17 protein-coding genes are annotated in these 20,761 nt (G+C 70.0%); 7 read left to right on the top strand and 10 right to left on the bottom strand.

Annotated elements, in window-relative coordinates; all coding sequences use genetic code 11:
• The 4 genes from H293_RS50195 to H293_RS0130280 form a co-directional block, all read right to left on the bottom strand.
• The coding region (locus H293_RS50195; RefSeq protein ID WP_020121578.1) for a DUF2264 domain-containing protein at positions 1–1,846 on the bottom strand (1,846 nt) is incomplete at its 3' end.
• Entirely contained in the window at positions 1,846–2,712 is an 867-nt protein-coding gene (locus tag H293_RS0130290) for a carbohydrate ABC transporter permease (protein WP_020121577.1), read from the bottom strand. The genes H293_RS50195 and H293_RS0130290, both read right to left, overlap by 1 nt.
• A 30-nt stretch (positions 2,713–2,742) precedes the next feature.
• Entirely contained in the window at positions 2,743–3,687 is a 945-nt protein-coding gene (locus H293_RS0130285) for a carbohydrate ABC transporter permease (RefSeq protein WP_020121576.1), read from the bottom strand.
• On the bottom strand, positions 3,684–4,982 hold the full coding sequence (locus H293_RS0130280) for an ABC transporter substrate-binding protein (protein WP_020121575.1): 1,299 nt from the start codon (positions 4,980–4,982) through the stop codon (positions 3,684–3,686). Before H293_RS0130280 ends, H293_RS0130285 begins: the two co-directional genes overlap by 4 nt.
• Positions 4,983–5,081: 99 nt before the next feature.
• On the opposite strand from H293_RS0130280, the gene H293_RS0130275 reads away from it, so the two are divergent.
• A complete protein-coding gene (locus H293_RS0130275) occupies positions 5,082–6,128 on the top strand; it encodes a LacI family DNA-binding transcriptional regulator (protein ID WP_051138178.1) in 1,047 nt (348 codons plus the stop codon).
• A gap of 35 nt (positions 6,129–6,163) precedes the next feature.
• On the opposite strand, the gene H293_RS0130270 is transcribed toward H293_RS0130275, so the two are convergent.
• From H293_RS0130270 to H293_RS0130245, 6 genes are all read right to left on the bottom strand, one after another.
• Positions 6,164–6,652, bottom strand: coding sequence for a hypothetical protein (locus H293_RS0130270; protein ID WP_020121573.1), 489 nt, complete (start codon positions 6,650–6,652; stop codon positions 6,164–6,166).
• A gap of 409 nt (positions 6,653–7,061) precedes the next feature.
• A complete protein-coding gene (locus H293_RS0130265; protein WP_020121572.1) occupies positions 7,062–8,492 on the bottom strand; it encodes an endo-1,4-beta-xylanase in 1,431 nt (476 codons plus the stop codon).
• Positions 8,493–10,079: 1,587 nt separating this feature from the next.
• Positions 10,080–10,847, bottom strand: a complete 768-nt coding sequence (locus H293_RS50190; RefSeq protein WP_020121571.1) for a LamG domain-containing protein — start codon at positions 10,845–10,847, stop codon at positions 10,080–10,082.
• Between the two features lie 675 nt (positions 10,848–11,522).
• On the bottom strand, positions 11,523–11,849 hold the full coding sequence (locus H293_RS0130255; protein ID WP_020121570.1) for a zinc-binding dehydrogenase: 327 nt from the start codon (positions 11,847–11,849) through the stop codon (positions 11,523–11,525).
• A 414-nt stretch (positions 11,850–12,263) separates the two neighbouring features.
• Positions 12,264–13,370: a trypsin-like serine peptidase gene (locus H293_RS0130250; RefSeq protein ID WP_028808323.1), complete on the bottom strand. Its 1,107-nt coding sequence runs from the start codon at positions 13,368–13,370 to the stop codon at positions 12,264–12,266.
• Positions 13,371–13,800: 430 nt separating this feature from the next.
• Positions 13,801–15,057 carry a lactonase family protein gene (locus tag H293_RS0130245; protein WP_020121568.1) on the bottom strand — a complete coding sequence of 419 codons (1,257 nt, stop codon included), beginning with the start codon at positions 15,055–15,057 and terminating at the stop codon, positions 13,801–13,803.
• Between the two features lie 209 nt (positions 15,058–15,266).
• Between H293_RS0130245 and H293_RS0130240 the strand changes: the two genes are divergently transcribed.
• The 6 genes from H293_RS0130240 to H293_RS0130215 all read left to right on the top strand — a co-directional run bounded on the left by H293_RS0130240 (position 15,267) and on the right by H293_RS0130215 (position 20,751).
• Positions 15,267–16,403, top strand: coding sequence for a molybdopterin-dependent oxidoreductase (locus H293_RS0130240; RefSeq protein ID WP_020121567.1), 1,137 nt, complete (start codon positions 15,267–15,269; stop codon positions 16,401–16,403).
• Positions 16,400–16,801, top strand: a complete 402-nt coding sequence (locus H293_RS0130235; protein ID WP_020121566.1) for a hypothetical protein — start codon at positions 16,400–16,402, stop codon at positions 16,799–16,801. The genes H293_RS0130240 and H293_RS0130235 overlap by 4 nt, the downstream gene beginning before the upstream one ends.
• 89 nt (positions 16,802–16,890) lie before the next feature.
• A complete protein-coding gene (locus tag H293_RS0130230) occupies positions 16,891–17,484 on the top strand; it encodes a hypothetical protein (RefSeq protein WP_033415788.1) in 594 nt (197 codons plus the stop codon).
• Positions 17,485–18,083: 599 nt separating this feature from the next.
• Entirely contained in the window at positions 18,084–18,320 is a 237-nt protein-coding gene (locus H293_RS61475; RefSeq protein ID WP_158694450.1) for a hypothetical protein, read from the top strand.
• 83 nt (positions 18,321–18,403) lie between these two features.
• Positions 18,404–19,246, top strand: a complete 843-nt coding sequence (locus H293_RS0130220) for a class I SAM-dependent methyltransferase (protein WP_259294560.1) — start codon at positions 18,404–18,406, stop codon at positions 19,244–19,246.
• On the top strand, positions 19,243–20,751 hold the full coding sequence (locus tag H293_RS0130215) for a glycosyltransferase family 87 protein (RefSeq protein WP_020121562.1): 1,509 nt from the start codon (positions 19,243–19,245) through the stop codon (positions 20,749–20,751). The genes H293_RS0130220 and H293_RS0130215 overlap by 4 nt, the downstream gene beginning before the upstream one ends.
• Positions 20,752–20,761 lie beyond the last annotated feature (10 nt).

Raw genomic sequence — 20,761 nt, 5'->3', positions numbered from 1 at the left:
CAGACGTCGAGAACGCCACCGGGCGTGCGCACAGCAACCCGGACCCCGCAGACGTCAAGGGAGCGGAAACGGAAAGCGCCCCGGGTACCGCAGGCGCCGAGGGCGCCGGAAGCGTCGGGGCTGTCGGGGGTTGCCGCCAGGCCGTCTCGGCCTCGGGTCCCGCGGGCGCGCCCAGCACCGCGCAGCGCAACCAGTGCTCGCCCGGCGGGAGGTGCCCGGTCAGCATGGGCAGTGCGGTGCGCCGGGCCAGGACGTTCGTGCCGGGCAGGCAGTCGACGACCTCGCCCTTGCGCAGGCCGTCGAGGTCTCGTAGGCCGGTGAGTCCCGCCGGGGCCGACACCTTGGCGTGGCCGGGCCCCGTCTCGGGTTGCGTGCCGGCGTCCCGGTCGACGGCGAAGGCGCCCTCGGCGGTGTGCAGCGTACGGCCGGTGCGGATGCGGTGGGTGCGCAGGTGCCAGGGTGGGGCGGCCGTAAGCCAGGTGGTGATCTCGACGTCGGGCCAGGGTCGCCAGGTGCTGCGGATCGTGTCGGCAGCGGTCTGCGGGGCGGCGGGCTCCTCGCGCACCCGGTAGTGGGCTCCCCCGTCGTCGCTCAGCGCCAGCATGGAGTCATAGGCGCCCTGTTCCAGGCCGAGCGTGCCGCATGGGAGGCTGAAGCCGAAGCGGGTCGAGTAGGCGAACTTGGCGTACTTCTCGGCCCCGTGCCGCACCCAGGGATGGTGCTGGCGGCCGGCGAGCAGGGTGACGTCGCCGGATGCGCGCATCAGCACCGCTCCGGCGTGCGGCTGGGCGCTGACGGCGCGCGACGCGGGCGGGGGCTCCTCGGCCGCCGTCCAGAACGCGTGGTCCCTGGGCAGCGAGAGGGGCAGGAACGCCTTCAGTGACCAGTACGGCGAACCCGGCGCGTTGTACTGCTCGGCGAGGGCGGGCTGCGGATAGCCGTAGCCGATGGACAGCAGCCCGTCCGGTCCGGTCACCGGCCGGTCGCGCCACCAGCGCAGATGGCGCAGGAGATATCCCTTGACGGCGCCCCAGGGCAGCACGTCGACGTCCGCGAAGGGCAGCGCGCCCCAGAAGGCGGCCTGGGCCCAGCGGTAGGTGAGGCTGCGCCCGTACGGGACGGCGGCGCCGTCGTCCGCGAACCAGTGCACGAAGTCGCCTGCGAAGCGTGCGGCCCGCTCCTTGAAGCGGTCACCGCCGGTGAGCGTGTCGTACAGCAGCCCGTAGAAGTGCATCGCCCAGGGCACGTAGTAGTCGCGTCGTTCGGTGGGGCCGTCGGCGTACCAGCCGTCGCCGAGCCGGAACGAGTGCAGGCGTTCGAGGCGTGCGGTGATCAGCGAGTGGTCGTAGGGCGCTTGGACCCGGTCAAGACCGAGGCCGATCAGCACGGGGAAGAAGTGCCAGTTGTTGTCGGGGGTCTCGCGGGGCAGCGCACTGCACAACCATCGGGCGAGCCGGTCGCGCTCGCGGCCGCTCAGCGGGTCCCACCATTGCTCGGGTGCCAGCGCCAGCGCGAATCCGATCGCGGCCATCTCCACGATGCGCTGGTCGCGGTCGTCCGGCTCGCCCCAGTACTCGGGGTGCGCGGGGTCGCTGCCGTGCGCGAGTCCCCGGAGCCACAGCTCCCCGTCCGGTACGGCGTTCCCGCCTGCCGCGAGCGGGCCCAGGCCCCACAACGGCCGGGCGAACGCCTCCAGTTCGGCCGCGGTGTCGTCGTGGATGGCGGTGTTCACGCCGAGCCGTACGCGAGCGCGGCCGACGCTGAAGTGCGGGACGAGAGGTCGCACCAAATCCCGTACCTGCGCGGCGAGTTCCGTGTACGCGTCTCCTTCGATCAGGGGATCCATCAGCCTTTCTCCGCCCCGGCCAGCAGCCCGGTCCGCAGGAAGCGCTGGGCGAGGACGAAACCGATCAGCAGCGGCGCGCACGCCACGAGTCCGGCCAGTGCCGCCTCCGGCTGGTGGATGTCGAGGTCGGCGAAGCCGCTGGAGTTGTTGACCGCGCCCGTGGACTGCAGCAGGGACATCAGGCCGAGTTGGAGGGTGAAGGTACGGTCGTCGGAGAGCATCACGAAGGGCAGGAAGAAGTCGGTCCAGCAGCGGACGAAGCCGAAGAAGGCGATCAAGGCGATCACCGGGCGGGCCAGGGGCAGCGCGACCGACCAGAAAAGGCGCAGCTCGCTCGCCCCGTCCACGCGTGCGGCGTCCAGCAGGCTGTCGGGCAGGTTCGCCTGGAAGTGCAGGAAGGCGAGGTAGACGCCGAAAGGGTAGAAGGACAGCGGAAGGATCACCGACCAGACCGTGCCGGTGAGGCCGAGCGCCGACATCTCCAGGTAGAGCGGCAGGACCAGCGCCGCCGGAGGCATGATCATCGTCACGACCGACAGGGTGAGCAGCACACGGCGGCCTGCGAATTCCTGTTTGGCGAGCACATAGCCCGCGGGCACACAGAGCAGCAGGGCGAGGACCACGCTGGCCGCCGCGTAGATGACGGAGTTGCCGATCCACAGGGTGATCTCGCCGTCGTTGTACGACGTCAGGTGCGACCAGGCCTCGCCGACCTGGCCCAGCGAGCCGAAGTCGAGCGGCGAGCCGGTGGTCAGGTCGTCGGCCGTGCGCGTGGGAGCGAGCAGCAGCCACAGCAGGGGCAGTCCGAAGAAGACGGCCGCGCCGAGCAGGTACAGGGCGCGGGCGCCGCGCGACACAGCGGTCATCGCCTCACTCATGAACGGTCATCGCCTCACTCACCGGGAGTCCGTGGAGTTCGTTGCGTACATGCGGGTGCGGGTGATCACGATCCAGGCGGCCAGCAGCCCGATCGCGAGCATGGCCAGCGAGAGCGCGGCGGCCTTGCCGAAGTCGCCGTCCTGGGTGGCGTAGACGTAGGCGAGCTGATTGACGGACCAGGTCGGGCTGATCTGGCCGGGGGCAGCGGTGGTCAGCACGGTCGGTTCGACGAAGACCTGGCTGCCGGAGGCGAAGCTGGAGATCAGCACGAAGGCGACGTACGTGCGGACCATCGGGAGCTTGACGTGCCACATGGTCCGCCAGGCCGAGGCGCCGTCGACCTGCGCGGCCTCCAGTACGTCCTTGGGGAGGGCGTTGAGTGCGCCGTACAGGACGACGATCCAGCCCCCCGCGTGCACCGCGACACCCATGACGGTCAGCAGGGCGATCAGGCTGCCCCCGGACAGCGCGTCCGTGGCGCTCTCGATGTCCATCAGCTTGAGCAGAGGTGAGAAAGGGCTGCTGTCCGGGCTGATCATGAACAGCCACAGCAGGGCGGCGGCCGAACCGGTGACCGCGCCGGGCAGGTAGTAGACGAGCTGGAGGGCGCGGCTCGTGCGGCCGGGGCGGGCGTGCAGGGTGAAGGCGAGCGACAGGACGGTCAGCAGCAGGATCGGCAGCCACAGCAGCAGATACGTCGTCACATGCGTGGCCGCGTCGCCGAGCCGGTAGTCGTCGAGGACGGCCGTCCAGTTGCGGGCGCCCGAGAAGGAGCCGTCGTGGACGAAGGAGGTCCACAGGGCGTATCCGGCGGGTGCCAGTCCGAACACCGCGAGGAACAGGGCGTAGGGGCCGACGAGGATCCAGACGGCGGTGGCACGGGCGGGGCGGCGGCCGCGGCGGGGCCGCGCCGGGGGCACGGCCCTGACCGTGGGCGGACGGGGGGTCGTCAGCGTCTTCATCCGACGGTGTACCCGCTGGTCCTGGCCGCGGCCTCCAGCTTGTCCTGCCAACCATCAAGCGCTGTGCGCAGGTTGCCGCCGGAGTCGACCGCCTTGCCCAGGGTGTCGTTGAAGCTGGTCTGCCAGTCGGCTTCGTAGCGGACCGCGCCGAATCCCGCGCGCAGCGCGCCTGCCGCCGCGGTGAGGGCGGGCATCGGGTCGGAGGCGTAGTACGGGTCCTTCGACTTCGCCTCGCCCCACTTGTTCGCGGCTGCCGTGAAGGCGGGGTAGGTGGGTTGCCTGGCCTGGAGGCCGACGTCGGTGGTCATCCAGCGCACCAGGTCCGTCGCGTCCTTGGTCCGGTCGCCGGCGTGCGCGGAGACGAGGAAGGCGCCGCCGCCGACCTGTCCGGCGTACGGTTTCGACTCGCCGGGCCAGGTGGGCATGGGAGCGGCCGCGATCCGCCCCTCGGGCACCTTGAAGGCGGGGGCGAACATGAAGTCGCCGAACCAGGCGGGACCCGGCAGCATGAGGATCTTGTGGCCCTTGCCGAACTTGGAGAACGCGGGATCGATGGGCCCGACGGTGGTGATGGCCTTCTTCTCGGCCAGGGGCTGGAGCAGATCGGCGACTCGGGTGCAGTTCGGCTGCGTGAGGTCGATGTGGACCTTGGTGAGGCTGAGCGTGTCGCGGGTGGGGCAACCGCTGCTGCCGAAGTAGGTACCGGCGCCGTACTTGCCGTTGACCGCCCCGACGATGACGCCCGGGTGCTCCTTGGCCGCCTTCAGCCCGGTCTGCTGGTACTCCGCCCAGGTCTTGGGGACCTGGTAGCCGTACTTCGTCATCAGCGTCGCGTCGTACCAGAGCACGGTGGGGGCGATGTCGTTGCGCAGGCAGTACGTCTTGCCGTCGAAGGTGCAGGTGTCCAGGGCTCCGGGGGCGAACCCGTCGCGGACCGACGCCGGTACGAGGTCGTCGAGCGGGGCCGCGTAGCCGAACTTCTCGCTGCTCAGCGTCGCCACCTCGGCCGGGTTGGTGAGGAAGACGACATCGGGCCAGCCGCTCTTGGTCCGGTTGGCGAGCGAGATCTTGGTGGGGACGTAGCCCGCGTCCGGCGGGATGGTGACGATGCGCATCTTCAGGTCGGGGTGGGCCTTCTTGTACTGCTGGGCCGCGGCCATGCGGGTGTTGTCCACCCAGACCAGTAACTCCCCCTTCCCACCGCCCGAGCTGCTGACGCCACCTCCGGTCCCCCCGCAGCCGGAGAGCACCAGAGCCATGGCCGCGGCCAGGAAAGCGGCGTGCCATCTCTTCATCGAGTCCCACCTTCGCGCCGAGGAACCTTACTCGGAGGACACGGATTGCGATAGTATTCGCAATGTGCCGACCGCCCGGAAACGTAGGAGATACATCCGATGACGTCAACGGTTCGGACAGGATCCGACCAGAGAAGGCCGCGCACGTTGGCCGAAATCGCTGAACAGGCAGGCGTATCGGTGTCCACCGTCTCCAAGGTGTTGCACCATAGGTCCGATGTATCGGCGGAGACGCGAGCCAAGGTACAGCGACTCCTTGAGCAGTACGGCTACCTGGCGAAACACCGTCCGGCGGCCACCGCGGCCCCGCCCGGCGGGCTGATCGACTTTGTCATCAACGAGCTGGACAGCCCCTGGGCGGTCGAGCTGATCCGGGGCGCGGAGGACGTGCTGCACGACGCGGGGATGGGTCTGGTGGTCTCCTCCACCCACGGCCGGACCAGGCGTGCCCGCCAGTGGCTGGACTCGCTGGCCACCCGCTCCACGCGCGGAGCGATCCTCGTAGTGCCCGACCTGACACCCGAGCAGCAGGAGGAGCTGGGCCGGCTCGGCATCCCGTACGCGCTGGTGGCACCGATCGACGAACCCCCGCCCGGCACACCGTGGGTGGGCGCGACCAACTGGCCCGGAGGCCTGGCCGCGACCCGCCACCTCATCGAGCTGGGACACCGGCGGATCGCGATCACCAGCGGCCCGGAGCGCCGGCTCACCTCACGGGCCCGTGTCGACGGCTACCGCTCGGCACTGGCGGAGGCGGACCTGCCCTTCGACCCGGATCTGGTGCGCTACGGCGACTTCACCCACGGCCTCGCACATCAGCACGCCCTGGAGATCCTGAGCCTGCCCGAGCGCCCGACCGCCGTCTTCGCGGGCAGCGACCACCAGGCGCTCGGCACTTACCGGGCCGCGGCTGAACTGGGCCTGCGCATCCCCTCGGACGTCAGTGTGGTCGGCTTCGACGACCTGCCCTTCGCGGACTGGGTGACCCCGCGCCTGACGACGATCCGCACCCCCCTGGCCGACATGACCGCGCTCGCGGCCCGGATGGTGCTCAGGCTCCTTGCCGGGGAGCAGCCGGAAACGACACGGGTGGAGGTGGCGACCCAACTGGTGGTGCGGGAGAGCAGCGGTCCTCCCCCACACTGAGCTCGCCGATGACACCACTGACTCGGCGGCCTCGGTCACTGGATGGGGCGCAGTACGGCTGTGTAGTTCTCTCCGCCGTACAGGGACTCGTAGTGGATGGTGAGTGTCAGCCGCCGATTGATCAGGTTCTCGACTTCGGCGTGGTCCTGAGGGTCGTAGCTCGCGACACTCAACAAGTACTGCTCGTAGTCGGTGGCGATGACCTCGCCGCGGTTGAAGGTCACAGCGGACGGGCGCACCGACAAGCGGTCGCGGACACGGTCGACACTCGGTGCGTCCCAGGCGCCGATCACTTCGTCATCGACGGTGAGCCTGCTCTCGATGATGATCGCCGGCCCAAGGCCGGAGTTGACGAGTCGGATCCCTGCCCTGCCTCCCACCGGCCAGCCACGATGGAGTTGGAGTACCGGGCGCACCGAGTGGCGGTTGTGCAGCCGCATGGCGTGCGTCTGGTAGACCGAGACGACCAGCGACGCGACGGCGATCACGACCGCGCATATCGCGGTGACGGTCTCTCCGTTCATTCCATCCCCCGGGTGCAGACCTCTCGCTCGGACGGTATCCGAATCGTTGGCCGTGTCCCAGGCCAACCCGCTACGGCCGCGGCGCGAGCGGTGCTTTCGGTATCCGGGTCGCGAGCGGTAGCCGGACCGGGGGTGCTGGGCGGGATCCCGTACGTGCGTGCTGCGCTCCGGTGGAGTGACTGGCGCAGAACCTCGGCTTCGACTCGGGCATGACTTCGCTGACGGCGGCCGCGGGGCACGGGCGAGAGGCATTCGGTGCCCTGCCGTTGGGCGGCCACCATGCCGGTCGTCCCGGGTCGCCGCCAGCACGACGGCGACCCGGGACGACCTGCCATGTCTTCCTGAAGGAGCGACGAAAGCCTCACATCAGGCCGTCATCGATCCACCCTTTCGCTTGTCGCAGGGCTCATCAGGTGCGGGTCCAGTGTTGGTTGCTGCCGTTCGAGCAGGAATAGAGCTGGATCAGGGTGCCGTTGGCGGTGCCGCCTCCGACGGCGTCGAGGCAGAGGCCTGACTGGACACCGACGATGGACCCGTCGGAGTTGAGGCGCCATTTCTGGTTGTCACCGCCCCAGCAGCTGTAGATCTGGACTTTGGTGCCGCTGCCGGTGCCGGCGGCGTCCAGACACTTGTTGCCGTAGACCTTGAGCTCGCCGGCGGCGGTGTACGTCCACTGCTGGTTGGTGCCGCTGTGGCAGTCCCACAGCTGGAGCTGGGTGCCGTCGGTGGTGCTGGAGTTGGGGACGTCAAGGCAGCGGCCTGAGGCGACGCCCTTGATCTGTCCGCCATCCGCTGGAGGCGTGGAGGTGCCACCGTTGAGTGCGTTGAGGACGGCGGTGTAGGCGGGCTTCTTGCTGCCGTCGCCGTTGAACAGCAGCGGCGTCTGATCCGATCGCCAGGAGTCGGTGTCGCGCACACCCCAGACGGTGATGCCGAGGCAGCGCGAGACGGCCAGACAGTCGTTGGTCACGTTGGCGTACGTCGAGGCCGGGGCGCCCTGGATGTCGAGTTCGGTGATGGCCACGTCGACGCCGAGCGCGGCGAAGTTCTGCAGGGTGGTGCGGAAGTTGCTGTTGTAGGGGCTGCCACTGTTGAAGTGCGACTGGAAGCCGACGCAGTCGATCGGCACGCCGCGCTGCTTGAAGTCTCGGACCATGGCGTACATGGCCTGGGTCTTGGCCCAGGTCCAGTCCTCGACGTTGTAGTCGTTGTAGCAGAGCTTCGCCGCCGGGTCGGCGGCGCGCGCGGTGCGGAAGGCGACCTCGATCCAGTCGTTGCCGGTGCGTTGCAGGTTGGAGTCCCGCCGAGCGCCCGAACTACCGTCGGCGAACGCCTCGTTCACGACGTCCCACTGGGCGATCTTGCCCTTGTAGTGGCTCATCACGCCGTTGATGTGGTCGATCATCGCCTGGCGGAGGGTGCTGCCGCTGAGGCTCTGCATCCAGCCGGGCTGCTGAGAGTGCCAGGCCAGCGTGTGTCCGCGGACCTGCTTGCCGTTCTGCACGGCCCAGTTGTAGACACGGTCACCGGCACTGAAGTTGAACTGGCCCCGCTGCGGCTCGGTGGCGTCTATCTTCATCTCGTTCTCGGGCGTCACCATGTTGAACTCGCGTCCCGCGATCCCGGTGTAGGCCGAATCGCCCAGCCTGCCCGACGCGATGGCGGTGCCGAAGTAGCGGCCGCTCTGCGCCGCCGCTGCGCCGAGCGTGCTCTCGGCAGCGTGCGCGGGGGGCGGCGCAACCAGTGCGACGACTGCGCTGACGACGCCGACGAGCACCGCCAGCAGCAGACTGCGGATCCTCCAGCGGACACCATGTCCGGGAAGGGCATACAAACCCATGGCTGTGCCTCCAAAACAGACATCACGGAATGACTGAAGCGCAGGGGGAAAAGGTGGGCCGCTCCCCCTCGGCGGATGGACGGACAGGGCCGGCCGGAACCTGGGCGGCACGGAACGCTTTGGCACGGACATGGGCACGGGCACGGGGGTACTCCATAGCGGCTCAGCCGGGGCCGTCACTCGGCGTCGCGTACCTCCTCCAACTGCACGAAGAGCCAGCTGCGCTGGTGCGGACCTCACCGGAACGAAACGGGGTGGCGCAGGTGCTGTGGTGCGTGGATATGCCGTGCAGTTGTGCGTGGCGCCGTGGTGCAGCACAGTTCGCGCACGGCCAATGCGGTTCGAGATTTCGGACCGTGGTCGGCTCTCGTTGAGGGATGATTGATGCATTGACGGTGGATCGTCAATGGATTCGACGGAGAAACTTTCACCCTCCTGTTCGAAACATTCGAAGACGCCTCAGGCCGGACAACGGACCCCCGGCGCCACCTCCGACAGACACCGCAAGGCCCAATCCAGCGACCAGGGCAAGCGCGCGAACACCGCTACCTCGCCCATCCAGCCCTGCTCAAGCGCCTTGGGCTAGAGCGGCGATACCGCTTCCTTCCCGGGCGCTTCCGATCGGTGTGACAGCTTGCTCCACCCCAAAGGGGAGAACCGTTTGCAGGCAGAATTGCGACAGGTCTTGACCGAGAGACCCCACCTTCCTAGCTTGTGCGTCGAAGGATCCATGAACCTCTCGAATGTTTCGAGAAGCCCTCCCTGCGCCCCGTGCCGTCCCGCCCCGTCCCAAGGAGGCCCTCGGATACGTTTACTGGCTCTCATAAAGCCTCTGTATGTGCAGTCGGGGGATCGAGCAGACGGTCGTCGCGTCGTTTCCAGCGGATGCGGTCCACCAGCTGTCCGAATCCCTGCCGGACAGGGTCGGACGGAGTGTCGGATGTATCCACGCTGGGCGGGCCCAGCAGCATCACCAGAGGTTTCCGGGACCGCAGTTGAGGGTTTCGCCCACCGTCGCCCACCGTCTCAGCCAGTTGCACGCCAGAGCGGACGGGTCCTCCTCATCAGCGTGGGCCTTCGCCGGGCGCCGCCTGCCCAGTTGACCTCTCGTCGAGAGGACCTGCGTGAGCGGTGGGTCGCGGCGCGGGGGCGGTCGGTCATGGTGCGGCCGGTCCCCTATGGGCTCACGTCCGCATGTACCCACATCCCCAAGATCGTTGCCAGCCTGGGCTTTTTGAGGACGCCGTCGCAGTAGCGCCGACCGATCCCCAGCGGGCCACGGTCGGGTGCGGCCAGGAACCGAACGGATGCGGCACACGTCTCCCGCACCGTGATTTCCGACGAGCACCAAGAACACGCGAGCTCCGCCGAGGCGTAAACGGCCGGCCCTCGCCGGAGAGGCGGCCGGTCGGCGGACACTCGACGCCGACTGCGGCTCCTGTTCGACTTGAGGAGACAGCACCCGAGCCGAAATCGCCTACGCCCGGTCGCCGGGCAAACCCGTGCGGTTCACGCACTCCGAAGTCGGCCTCGACGCCTGACCGCCCACCCCCACGCCCTCCCCAGGCACCTCTAGGAATTGATCGTTTAGTGCTCCGGGACTCGGAAGCCTTGATCGTCTGGGCGCGATCCGGGTCGGGCTTCCTCTGCAGGGCCGTCCACGGGCCGGTCCACCTCGGACGGGTCGTCCGTCGGATAGCCCCCGATCGGCCTGGTGACCACGAGACGGCGCACCTCGTAGGACATCTCGGCGGTCTCGGGTTCAGGGGCGGGATGGTAACGGCCCGCGCACACCGATAGGTTGACGATGAGGTAGGCCTGCCAGCCAGAGCCGACGCCCCGTCCGTCGGCGAAGATCCGCTCGCCGTCGAGGGTCCACACCACACTGCGCCGGCCGAAGGTCACTCCCAGATCGAGGACGGCCCCCGGACGCACCACGTCGTGACGGACATACCTCTGGCCCCTCCGTACATGGTTGGTCAGCTCCAGAAGGTCAGGGTTGTCGGGGTGGTACTCAAAGACGTCGACCTCATTGCCGCCGTCCCGCCAGGTCCAGACGGCAGGCCAGGCACCCAGCTCGGTGGGCAGCCGTACCGTGGTCTCCAGGTGGTCCCCGGTGCGCACCATGAATCCCTCGGCGCTCCCCTCGGTGGTCAGCAGACCGGCGTCCCACAAGCCGTCCGCCCTGCGCCGGGCCCTGAACGTCCCCAGCCGGGAGTAGGCGGGGTCCGGCGTGAGGTGATCGAGTTTGTTGTCGTCCTGGTTGGTGGGCCCTCCGTCCGGATAGGCCCAGGACCGGCCCGCGACCCACTGGCGTTCCGAGGAGAAATCGGCGCTGAACACGACGGAACTCACATGCGCTCTCCCTGCTGTCAGCAACGCCCCCGCTCCCGTTGCATCTCCTGACCCGTCCGCCCTCATGCGCCATCCACCCACACTCGACGTGCAATTCAGCCTCCCGGGTGACGAGCCGCTGTGGACGCGACCTGTCACGCCCGGCGTACGCGCACACGAGACCGTGGAAACGCCTCCATCCCTGGTTCCGCCCAGCACCAGCAACACCCGGTCACTCCGGAGACGTCCGCCCCACCGGGGTCCGTCACATCCGACGCAGATTCGAGTCGGCGGCTCAAATCCGGCGCCCTCCGCTGCGCGCCTACGCGGGTCTCATTGCCAGACGGTGCCGGTGGCGACGGACGGGACTCAGACGAGGGAGGACGCCCGCGCACGAGGTCCGCAAGCAGAGGTTGTTGCCGGCGTTCAGCTGCCGTTCCGGTGGCCGACACACGGGTCAGGCGCGGCAGGCACGCGACAGGTGCGGACCTTGTGATCGGGAACCTCGCGCAGATCAGCCCGAAAGCGGCCTTGCCGATGTAGTCGACGACGACGTGGGGGGCTTCGCCGAGGTGGCCGCGGATGATGCGCCCCAACCGCTTGCCCGCCTCGACCGTCGCCCTCGAATCATCGGAGACGGCCCGGTCCAGGCCGATCGCCGCGGCGAACGCCTGTCTGCCAACTCGTGCCGTACGGCTAGTTTCTAGACGAGTAGTTCCGATTGCGGTTCGGCCGCTGTGCGGAATGGCGGCGCACTCGGCACTCTCGGTCGTTGTCGGGCCCCATCGACACCCCGACCTTGTCGGCCTTGGTGCGGCCCTGCTCGACGTGCGCCATCGCCTCAAGCGTCAGGCCGAACGGGGCGGTTCGATCGATGACTGGGCGGAGCTTCCCGCAGTCGTAGAGAGCGGCGAGCTTGCGCAGCTGTGAGCCGTTGGCCCGCATGAAGAAGAACTGGTAGCAGAGGCCCAGGGACTTGGCCTGGTTGCGGACCTTGCGGACCTTGCGGCTGACGGTGCTCATCCAGCAGTGCGCCTATGAGCAGGGCGTAGAGGTGAGGACGACAGCACGTGCTCGGACTGACAGGTGACCCCAGCTCAGCCACAGGATGCGCTCACCACCTGTGCCACCGCGTTCTTCGGCAGCGAACTCCAAGCTGCCCAAGGGGGGCTACCGGTCTTCACCGGCGCACAGCAGCTGCCCGGCGGTCCTTCGTCCACCCGGTGTGGTGCCGGCGGTGTCATGACCCGCGGGTTGCTGCCAGGGGGCTCACGGCCGGGGCACCGTCAGGCCGCCACAGCTGCTTCGACCGTTTCGAGACACCGCCGGTCGAGGGAAGGTGTGCGTGGGCTGCCCCGGCTAGGACATGCTGCACCTCGCGCACCTCTGCCGAGTCGGGGGGGGTTGCGACGTAGCAGGAACTGGGGTGAGCCAGGCTTAACGCGACTGCGCCCAGTCGTAGAGATGGTGAGCGCTGTCACCGAAGCGCGTGGCGTAGAGCATGGGGGCCTGTCCGCCCGCGAGTTCCTCGTCGGTGGTGGTGACGCCCACGACGGTGCCCGTACCGGTGCGGGTGTCGAAGTGGGCCAGGTGAGGACCACCGCTCGACCCCGGCGACATGTCGCAGGTCTCGCCCCACAGCAGGGGCGCCTTGGGGCCGGGACGGGTCGTACCGGCGCAGTGGATCACGCGTGATCCGACGTACTTGTCCCCGGGATCGTTGAGTCCGTAGTTCGGGTATCCGAAGGCGTGGACGAACTCGCCTTCGACCGGCCGGCTGAAGCCGATCCGCTGGCTTCCGGTGACGTCAGCGATGGGGCGCCCTCCCGCAGCGGGATTCGCCACCAGGAATGCCGTGTCGTACCCGGCCACGGCGATGTCAGAGGACGCCGTGGTGTCCGGATCGGTGTTCCAACGGGAAGAGGTGGCCATGGTCCTGACGGTGAAGCCGCCGAGGGGCTTCGTTCCGTTGCGATAGCCGGGCACGAAGTAGAAGTTGTGGTTCCAGGTGTCGTCGGCGGAAGGCGATCCGACACCCCGCAGGCAGTGTGCCGCCGTGACGACGGCACTGCGGTTGGCGCTGGTGACGACTGTCGCGGTGCAACTGCCGTCGTAGCCGTCGGAGAAGGTGAAGAAGAGGCGGCCGACGTTCCTCTCCACCGCCCCGTTGTGCGTCCATACGGCTCCGGAGTCGGGCGTGTTCGCGGGAAGGGGCCGGGGGTCGTCCGGCGTGTTGTCGTCCTCGGGCACGGGCGTGATCTCGGGAACCAGAGCGCCTGCCAGCTTCATCCGCTCGGGGGTCCAGTACGCGTTGATCCGGTTGCGCTCCGATGCGGTCGTGGCGCCGGCGTGGGTGGTGGTGTCCGGTTCCAAGGCGCCGCTCCCGCCGGTCGGCCGGTTCCGCTGGGCGGCATCGGCGGCCACGGCCGGCGCGACCAGTGCGACTACGGCCGCCGACGCTGCGACCGTGGCGCCGATGGCGTGGCGGAGGGTCCTACGCGTGCGGATCTGATTACCGCATGGGCGGTGAGAGGGGGTACGCATGCGCGAGACATTAGGCGCGCCATGTCAGGAGGCGGTCAGAAAGTTGTGCAGGCGGTGTCTGCAGCCTGGTCTGCAGCTCATGGGGGACGCGACCTTGCCGTCGCCGGCTTGAACGCCACGGCGCCCACGACCCGTTGGCCGCCATTCGCCGGGTTCTCGACGCCGATTTGGTGCTTCTGGCGTCGGTCCTCTTCCGGGTCCTGCCGCCGTCGTCCGACGCCTGTACTGGCAGTGACTCGTCCTGGCAGTGACTCGTGGTTTCCGCTCCTTGTCGCGCTCCCGGGCGGTCACCGGGGAAAGGTGACCGCCCGACCGCCCGGGCGACGTGGTCAGGCGGGGTTCGGCCTCACCGGCAGGGACCTTGTACGCCTTCGTGCACCGGTTCGGGCTTCTCGGGGTCCACCCGCGGTGCCGACCGACACCGCCGCATTCACATCGCCGCGATCCCCTCCATGCCGGACTCGGCGAACGCGGGCAGGCCGTCGGCCGTGGTGACCTTGGTGAGGGAACCGTTCTTCTCGACGCGGAAACCGTCGACCGTTCCGGAGGTGGCGTTCTGGACGTAGACGAACTTGGCGTCCTTGGTCACGGCGATGTCGATCACGCCCTGCGATTTCGAGGAGGGCGGGGTGGCGAGGCCGACCTCGTTGGTCAGGGCGAGACGTCCGTGCTTGTCCATGCGGTACCCGGCGACGGTGGAGTTGCCGGTGTTGCCGCCGTAGAAGAAGTCTCCCGCGCGCTCCAGCCAGCACAGGACCTCCTGGCCGTTGGCGAGCGGCTGCTGGAGGACCTGCAACTTGCCGTTGTGGTGGACCTGGTAGACGGTCACCGTGGACTTCTCGGCCTCGGCGACCAGCATCCGGTTGCCGGTCCTGTCGAAGCTGATCGCGAACGGCACGTTGCCGGCGGACTTGTTGACGACCGGCTCGGCGACGGCGGGCAGGCCGTTCTTCTTCAGCGGGAAGACCTCGACGGTGTTGCTCCCCTTGGTGGTGACCACCACGTTGCGCCCGTCCGGGGTGATCTCGACCTCGCCGGGCGAGGTGTCGAACCGCGGTACGTCCTCGTTGGCCAACCCCAGGGATCGGAACGACCCGCGCATCGGCACGAGCCCCTTTCCGGTGATCCGGAAGCCCTGGACGCTGCCCTTGCCGCCCGCGTTCATGACGTACGCGATCTTGCCGCGCACCGCGATGCTGGACGGGAACTCGCCACCGGTGTCGACAACTTGACGGTGCTTCAGTTTCGTTCCCTCGACGCGGAAGGAGGTCAGCGTGCCGCTGCCCGCGTTGACCGCCAGCAGCATGCCGGAGGCGTCGTCGTAGACCAGGGAGCCCTGGGAGGCGAGGGAGTCGGTGGGGGCGTCGACCTGGTCGCCGCCCTTGCCGCCCGTGGCGTAGCTGCCGGCGGGTTTCAGCTTGCCCTGGTCGTCCCGTGCGAAGACGTGGACGGTGTTGTCGTTCAGCTCGTTGCCCTGCACGAAGACGGCATGGCCGGCTGCGGCTCCGGACGCCCCGTACTGGCTCGCGGAGGCCAGGGACACGGCCACGGTGGCCGCCGCCACGGTGGCGAGGGCGCTGCCGCCGATCACGATGCGCCGCCGCCTGGACCTGGCCCGATGACCGCGACGTCCTCCGTCCCTCTGGCGGCTGGGACGGTCTTCACTCCGCTCGCCGTACATGCTCATGTCCCGCTCCTTCGATTCCTCGTGGGGTTCGTGCGTCCGAATGCTGGTCGTGGACGGGACAAGAGTGGTGGGTGGTGGCAGGGGGGCGAGAGGGGAACAGGGGGCGCGTCAGACTCTCGTAAGCAGTTCGCCGGGCGATCAGGGGCCGTCACTGTTCCGTAAGGCGCTCGGACGTACCGGAACGGGCGGGAACCGAGTGAGATCGGGGCATGAAACTGCGTGTCTCTCCGCCGGTGTTCAAGGGCAGGTTGCATGACGCCCGCACGGCGACCTCGATCGGCCGCTGGCTGGGGCCGGCGTTCGCCCTGTGCTTCGTCACCGGCCTCGTCAGCCACTTCATGCAGCATCCGCCCAACTGGCTGGCCGACCACATCCCGAGTCGCCCCTCATGGGGTTACCGGGTCACCCAGGGCCTGCACGTCGCTTCCGGCATCGCGGCGGTTCCGCTTCTGCTCGCCAAGTTGTGGACGGTGTATCCACGGCTGTTCGAGTGGCCGCCGCTGCGGTCGGCCCGGCACGCGCTGGAACGGCTGTCGGTCGCGGTGCTGGTGGCCGGGGCCGTCTTCGAGCTGGCTACCGGGCTGCTGAACACGGCCCAGTGGTACCCGTGGCCGTTCTCGTTCGTGCCGGTGCACTACGCGGTGGCGTGGCTGGTGACGGGGGCCCTGGTGGTGCACATCGCGGTCAAGGCCCCGGAGATCCGGGCGCATTGGAGCAGGCGGTCCCCGGGGACGCTCGCACTGCCGGCCCAGGACGGCGCCGACCGGCGGTCGTTGCTGACGGCGGTGGGCGCGGCCGTCGGAGCCGTCACCCTCACCACGGTGGGCCAGTCCGTGACCCCGCTGAAGGACCTCATCCTGTTCGCGCCGCGCCATCCCGACCACGGCCCGCAGGCCCTGCCCGTCAACCGGACCGCCGCGGCGGCCGGGGTCGGCCGGGTCGCCGACGAGCGGTACCGCCTGGTGGTGGCCGGTCCGCGGCCGTACACCCTCACGTTGGACGAGTTGCGCACCCTGCCGCAGCACGAGGTGGAACTGCCGATCGCCTGTGTGGAGGGCTGGAGCAGGTCGGCGCACTGGACGGGTGTACGGGTGGTCGATCTGCTGGAGCGGTCGGGGGCGCCTGCGGACGCGCGGGTGCGGGTGGTGTCGTTGCAACTGCGGGGCGGCTACCGGGTGTCGGAGCTGGGGCGTGAACACGCCCGCGACCCGCTGACCCTGCTCGCGCTCCGCCTCAATGGAGAGGAACTCGACCCCGACCACGGTTATCCGGCGCGGCTCATCGCCCCGAACCGGCCCGGCGTACTGCAGACCAAATGGGTGGGAAGGCTGGAGGTGCTGTCGTGAAGATGACGCGTGTTCTCGTCGGCGCGGTGGGCGTCGCGTTCATGGGCTTCGGTGCGTCGCTGCTGACGGACGTCCGTGACCCGACCGGCGTTCTGGTCTGGCTGGGCGGGGCGGTCGCCCTGCACGACGCGCTGCTCGCACCGCTGGTGCTGCTGGCCGGGCTGGTACTCGTGCGCGGGCGGGCCCGCGGTCCGGTGCGCGGGGCGCTGCTGGTCATGGGCGCGTTGACCGTGGTGGCGTTGCCGGTGCTGTTGCGGCCGGGGCGGCGGGCGAACGCCTCGGTGCTCCCGCTGGACTATCCGCGCAACTGGCTGATCGCGCTGGCGGTCGTGGCCACGGTGACAGCGCTCGTGCCGGCCGTCCGGGCCCTCCGCCGCCGTCGGCGGTCACCGTCCTGAGAAGACGGCGGCCGCACCGGTATTACCGGTGTCTTACGTGTCCCACGCAGGGGTACGGCGGAGCCGGCGCGGCCTCCTACGGTGACGGGATGCGATCCTTGCGTGCTCTGCGTACGACAGCGCTGGTGACGGCGGCCCCCCTGTTGCTGGCTGTTGCCGGTCTGGTCCATCCCCGGCACCTGACGGCGGCGACGGCCGGTGACTGGGCCGGGCTGCACATCGCTCTGCTGCCGGTGTTCCCCTTCCTGGTGCTCGGTCTGATCGTCCCGCTGTGGGGCAGACCGCGACGCGACGCCGAGGGAGCCCTGACGGTGCTCGCCTGGGCGGGATGCCTCGGCTACGCGGCGTACTACTCGGGACTCGACGCCGTCGCGGGGATATCCGCGGGCACGGTGGTGGACCACGGAGTGCACGGGGCGGCCGGGCGGCTGTTCGCGGTCGGCGACGACCTGGGCCGAACGGGGGTCTACGCCCTGGCCGTGGCCGGCGTCGCCACGTGTGCGGTGCTGTACCGGCGGCACGGGGTCCGGGTGCTGCCGGGTGCCGTGGTGCTGCTCGCCGCCTGCTGGTCGTTCGTCGACAGCCACATCTTCTGGCCCCGCGGGGTGCTCACCATGCTCGGATTCGCCACGGCCTTCGCCTTGTTGACGGTGGCGACCTTGCGGCGGGAAGGGGGCCGTTGATCATGGTCGCCGGAGGTGCGGGGCCCCATCGGCTCGCACCTCATCGGCTCGCACCTGCGCCGCCCCGACAGCGCGGGTCACGAAGCGCGCGTGGCTGACGCGCTCGCCCCTTCTCGCCTCAGACCGTCGCGGCCAAGTGACCCTCGAAACGGCGGCCTCCCGGAACCAGCAGGTCGAATGGGCAGGTCCAGCACCATGAGGTCGGGTGGTCGGGTGGTCGGGCGCGGTCACAGCGGTGGGACCGTCACCGGGCACGGCGAAGCCAGCCCGGATATCCGGCGACGCCCCTCGGACAGCGTGGGGTCGTCGTCCGCGACGAGCGCACCTTTCACACCACGGCCCCGTCCTGTCACCGGGGTCGGCCGAGCTCGTCAGAGACCTGTATGGATCGGCGACGTCAGTGTTCCGTAAGAACACCAAGTCCCTTATGTCTGCTTCGCGTTCGTAGGGTGAGTGGGGTGATCGAGACTCCCCCTCCCCCTGTGGACGTTGCGCCGCCCTGCCTGGACGAAGCCGAGGCCCTGCCCCGGGTGCTGGATCGAATCGCACCCAGCCGGTGCGGGTTCGGCGCCGACCGCCACCCTGGCCTGTTGGCCGCCGTGGCCACAGACGTCCGCCGCCGCGACCGCGACGCCTGCCTGGAGCCCGCTTTGCCGCCCCGAGTGGCCGGTCCCGTCCAGCGCCGCAGGCTCGTCGAAGCGGGCCTGTCGACCTGTAACCTGCCGCTCCTGCGCGACGTCGACACCACGGCGGCCGCCGCCTCGGTGGTGGGCCTCTGCCCGCCCGGCTCACACTTCCCCGGCGTACTGGCGCCCTTCTCGGAGGTTGCCCGGTGACCGGCACCGCGACCAGAGGTACCGAGCCGACAGCGCTCGGACCCCAGCTGAGATACCCCGACCTGTTGGCCGCTCGCCACGCCGTGCCGGGGTGCTCCGCCGAGCCACTCGCAGATGCGGAACCCGGTGAAGCTTGGGCGGACGACCCCTACGCCCAAGCCGTGCGCACCGGCCGCGGCCCGCTGTATCTGCGCCGTCTGACACCGGGCGGCGCAACGGCGATGGAGCTGCTGCCGCTGGACGTGGAGCGGTGGTGCGCCGCCGCCGACGCCGTCGACACCGACGTGCTGCGCCGCTGCGGCGGACCCGTGCTGGACGTCGGATGCGGACCCGGGCGCATGGTGGCCGCCCTGGCCGCACGCGGCATCCCGGCCCTGGGCGTGGACGTCAGCCCGGCCGCCGTTGCCCGGACCCGGCGACTGGGCGGAAGCGCCCTGCGCCGCTCCGTCTTCGAGCGTCTGCCGAGAGAGCGCCGGTGGGGCACCGTCCTGCTCATGGACGGCAATGTGGGCATCGGCGGCGACCCGGTGACCCTGCTCGCCCGCTTGCGTGACCTGGTCCGCCCCGGTGGCCGCCTGCTGGCCGAGGCAGTCGGCGACGACGTGGACGAACGCCTCACCGTCCGCGTCGAGGACGCCCACGGTCGCCACGGCCGGCCCTTCCCCTGGGCGCGGGTCGGCGTGACGGCTCTGCTGCACACCGCCTCCGTCACCGGCTGGATCGTCACCGGCCGCTGGACCGCGGACAACCGTCCCTTCGTGGAACTCCACCGCCCGAACGCCGGGCCGGACCGGCACGGCGGGCCGCACAAGGGGCACGCCGGAGGCGAGGACAGGAGCGCCGCCAGGCCGGAAGAGGCGAGCGCCGCCGGCCCCGAAGACGAGAGCGCCGCCACCTCACTCCCAGTGGGCGGGCCGCGGCCATGACCGATACCGCCACCACCCGTCCGCAGGACTCCGGATCCACCGCGTCACCACCCGCGCACCCCTCGGTCCAGTCGAACCGCCGGAAGGCCCGGCTCGCCGTCACCGCCACCGCGGTCCTCCTCGCCGCGCTCACCGCCACCGTCGTCGACACACTTCACGCGGGCGACAACCACAGTGCCCCCGCACGGCTGCTCGCCGGATACGCCGTCGCCTGGGCGCTGTTCGCCGCCGCGGTGTGGACGGTGCGCAGGGTTCCGGTGCGGACCGCGACCGTCCTGGTCCTGCTGGGCGCCGCCGCCGTCGCGGTGGCCGGACTCTCCTCACCGCCCCGCACCAGCGACGACATGTACCGGTACGCCTGGGACGGCCGCGTCCAGGCCGCCGGAATCTCCCCGTACGCCTACCCGCCCGCCTCGCCCGAACTGGCCGCGCTGCGCGACGGCTGGCTCTTCCCCACGGAGGGAGCCTGTACGGACTGGGGTCTGACACATACCGGCAGCGGCCTGTGCGTCCGCATGAACCGCCCCGGCGTGCCCACCATCTACCCGCCCGTGGCCGAGGGCTGGTACCTGGCCGTACACGCCGTCTCCCCGCCCGGCAGCCGCCACAAGCCGCTCCAGGTCGGCGGCGCGGCCCTGGCGTTCGGCACCACCGTGGCCCTGCTGGTCGTCCTGCGGAGACGCGGCGATCCGCAACGGGCCCCGGCGCGGGCCGCGCTGTGGGCGTGGTGCCCGGCTGTCGCCTTCGAAGCCGTCAACAACGCCCACATCGACACCCTCGGCGTTCTGTTCGTCGTGCTCGCGCTCGGCACCGGCACCGTCGGCGCCCGGCGCGGTGCGCTGCTCGGCGCCGCGATCGCCGTGAAGATCCTGCCCGTGCTGGTCCTGCCCGGCGCCCTGTCGGGACAGCGCGGTCCGGCACGCGTCCTGCGCGTCGCGGCCTCCGCCGTCGCCGCAGTCGCGCTCGCCTACCTGCCGTACGTCATCACCTCCGGCGCCGGCGTCCTGGGATACCTGCCCGGATACCTGCACGAGGAGGGCTACGAATCAGGGCACGTACGCCGCTTCGCCCTGCTGCGACTGCTCCTGCCGGACACCGCCGCGGCAGCGACCGCCGCGGTGCTGCTCACGCTCACCGCTCTGTACGTGTGGTGGCGCGGAGACCCCGCTCGCCCCTGGCACGGCGCCCTCCTCCTGGCCGGCACCGCGCTGCTTCTCTTCTCACCCAGGTACCCCTGGTACTCGCTGCTCGTCATCGCCCTCGTGGCCCTGGACGGCCGCTGGGAATGGCTCTCCGTCACCCTTGCCGGCACCGCCCTCTACCTCGCCGGCCGACTCCTGCCCGGCTTCCCCCTCCAGGCGTGGACGTACGGTGCGGCGGCTCTGGCCGTCACGGCCGGTGCCTGCCTGCGCTCCCGTCCGGTACAGGATCGGCTGAAACGACGCCAGGGCTCCGCGGTGCGCGCGCGAGGCCCGGCGCCGAACCACGCCGTCGAGGGCGGGTAAGGCCACCGGA

This window comes from Streptomyces canus 299MFChir4.1, from assembly GCF_000383615.1.
GTDB lineage: Bacteria > Actinomycetota > Actinomycetes > Streptomycetales > Streptomycetaceae > Streptomyces > Streptomyces canus_C.
Note: the sequence above shows the minus strand (reverse complement) of the source record. Positions and strands in the feature narration are given on the sequence as shown.

Excerpts from the sequence above, each read along its gene's own strand:
- H293_RS0130240 (WP_020121567.1), top strand. The coding sequence starts at position 15,267 with ATGAAACTGCGTGTCTCTCCGCCGGTGTTCAAGGGCAGGTTGCATGAC.
- H293_RS0130245 (WP_020121568.1), bottom strand. The coding sequence starts at position 15,057 with ATGAGCATGTACGGCGAGCGGAGTGAAGACCGTCCCAGCCGCCAGAGG.
- H293_RS0130255 (WP_020121570.1), bottom strand. The coding sequence starts at position 11,849 with ATGAGCACCGTCAGCCGCAAGGTCCGCAAGGTCCGCAACCAGGCCAAG.
- H293_RS0130215 (WP_020121562.1), top strand. The coding sequence starts at position 19,243 with ATGACCGATACCGCCACCACCCGTCCGCAGGACTCCGGATCCACCGCG.
- H293_RS0130290 (WP_020121577.1), bottom strand. The coding sequence starts at position 2,712 with ATGACCGCTGTGTCGCGCGGCGCCCGCGCCCTGTACCTGCTCGGCGCG.
- H293_RS0130285 (WP_020121576.1), bottom strand. The coding sequence starts at position 3,687 with ATGAAGACGCTGACGACCCCCCGTCCGCCCACGGTCAGGGCCGTGCCC.
- H293_RS0130265 (WP_020121572.1), bottom strand. The coding sequence starts at position 8,492 with ATGGGTTTGTATGCCCTTCCCGGACATGGTGTCCGCTGGAGGATCCGC.
- H293_RS0130250 (WP_028808323.1), bottom strand. The coding sequence starts at position 13,370 with ATGCGTACCCCCTCTCACCGCCCATGCGGTAATCAGATCCGCACGCGT.
- H293_RS0130280 (WP_020121575.1), bottom strand. The coding sequence starts at position 4,982 with ATGAAGAGATGGCACGCCGCTTTCCTGGCCGCGGCCATGGCTCTGGTG.
- H293_RS0130230 (WP_033415788.1), top strand. The coding sequence starts at position 16,891 with ATGCGATCCTTGCGTGCTCTGCGTACGACAGCGCTGGTGACGGCGGCC.
- H293_RS0130275 (WP_051138178.1), top strand. The coding sequence starts at position 5,082 with ATGACGTCAACGGTTCGGACAGGATCCGACCAGAGAAGGCCGCGCACG.
- H293_RS0130270 (WP_020121573.1), bottom strand. The coding sequence starts at position 6,652 with ATGAACGGAGAGACCGTCACCGCGATATGCGCGGTCGTGATCGCCGTC.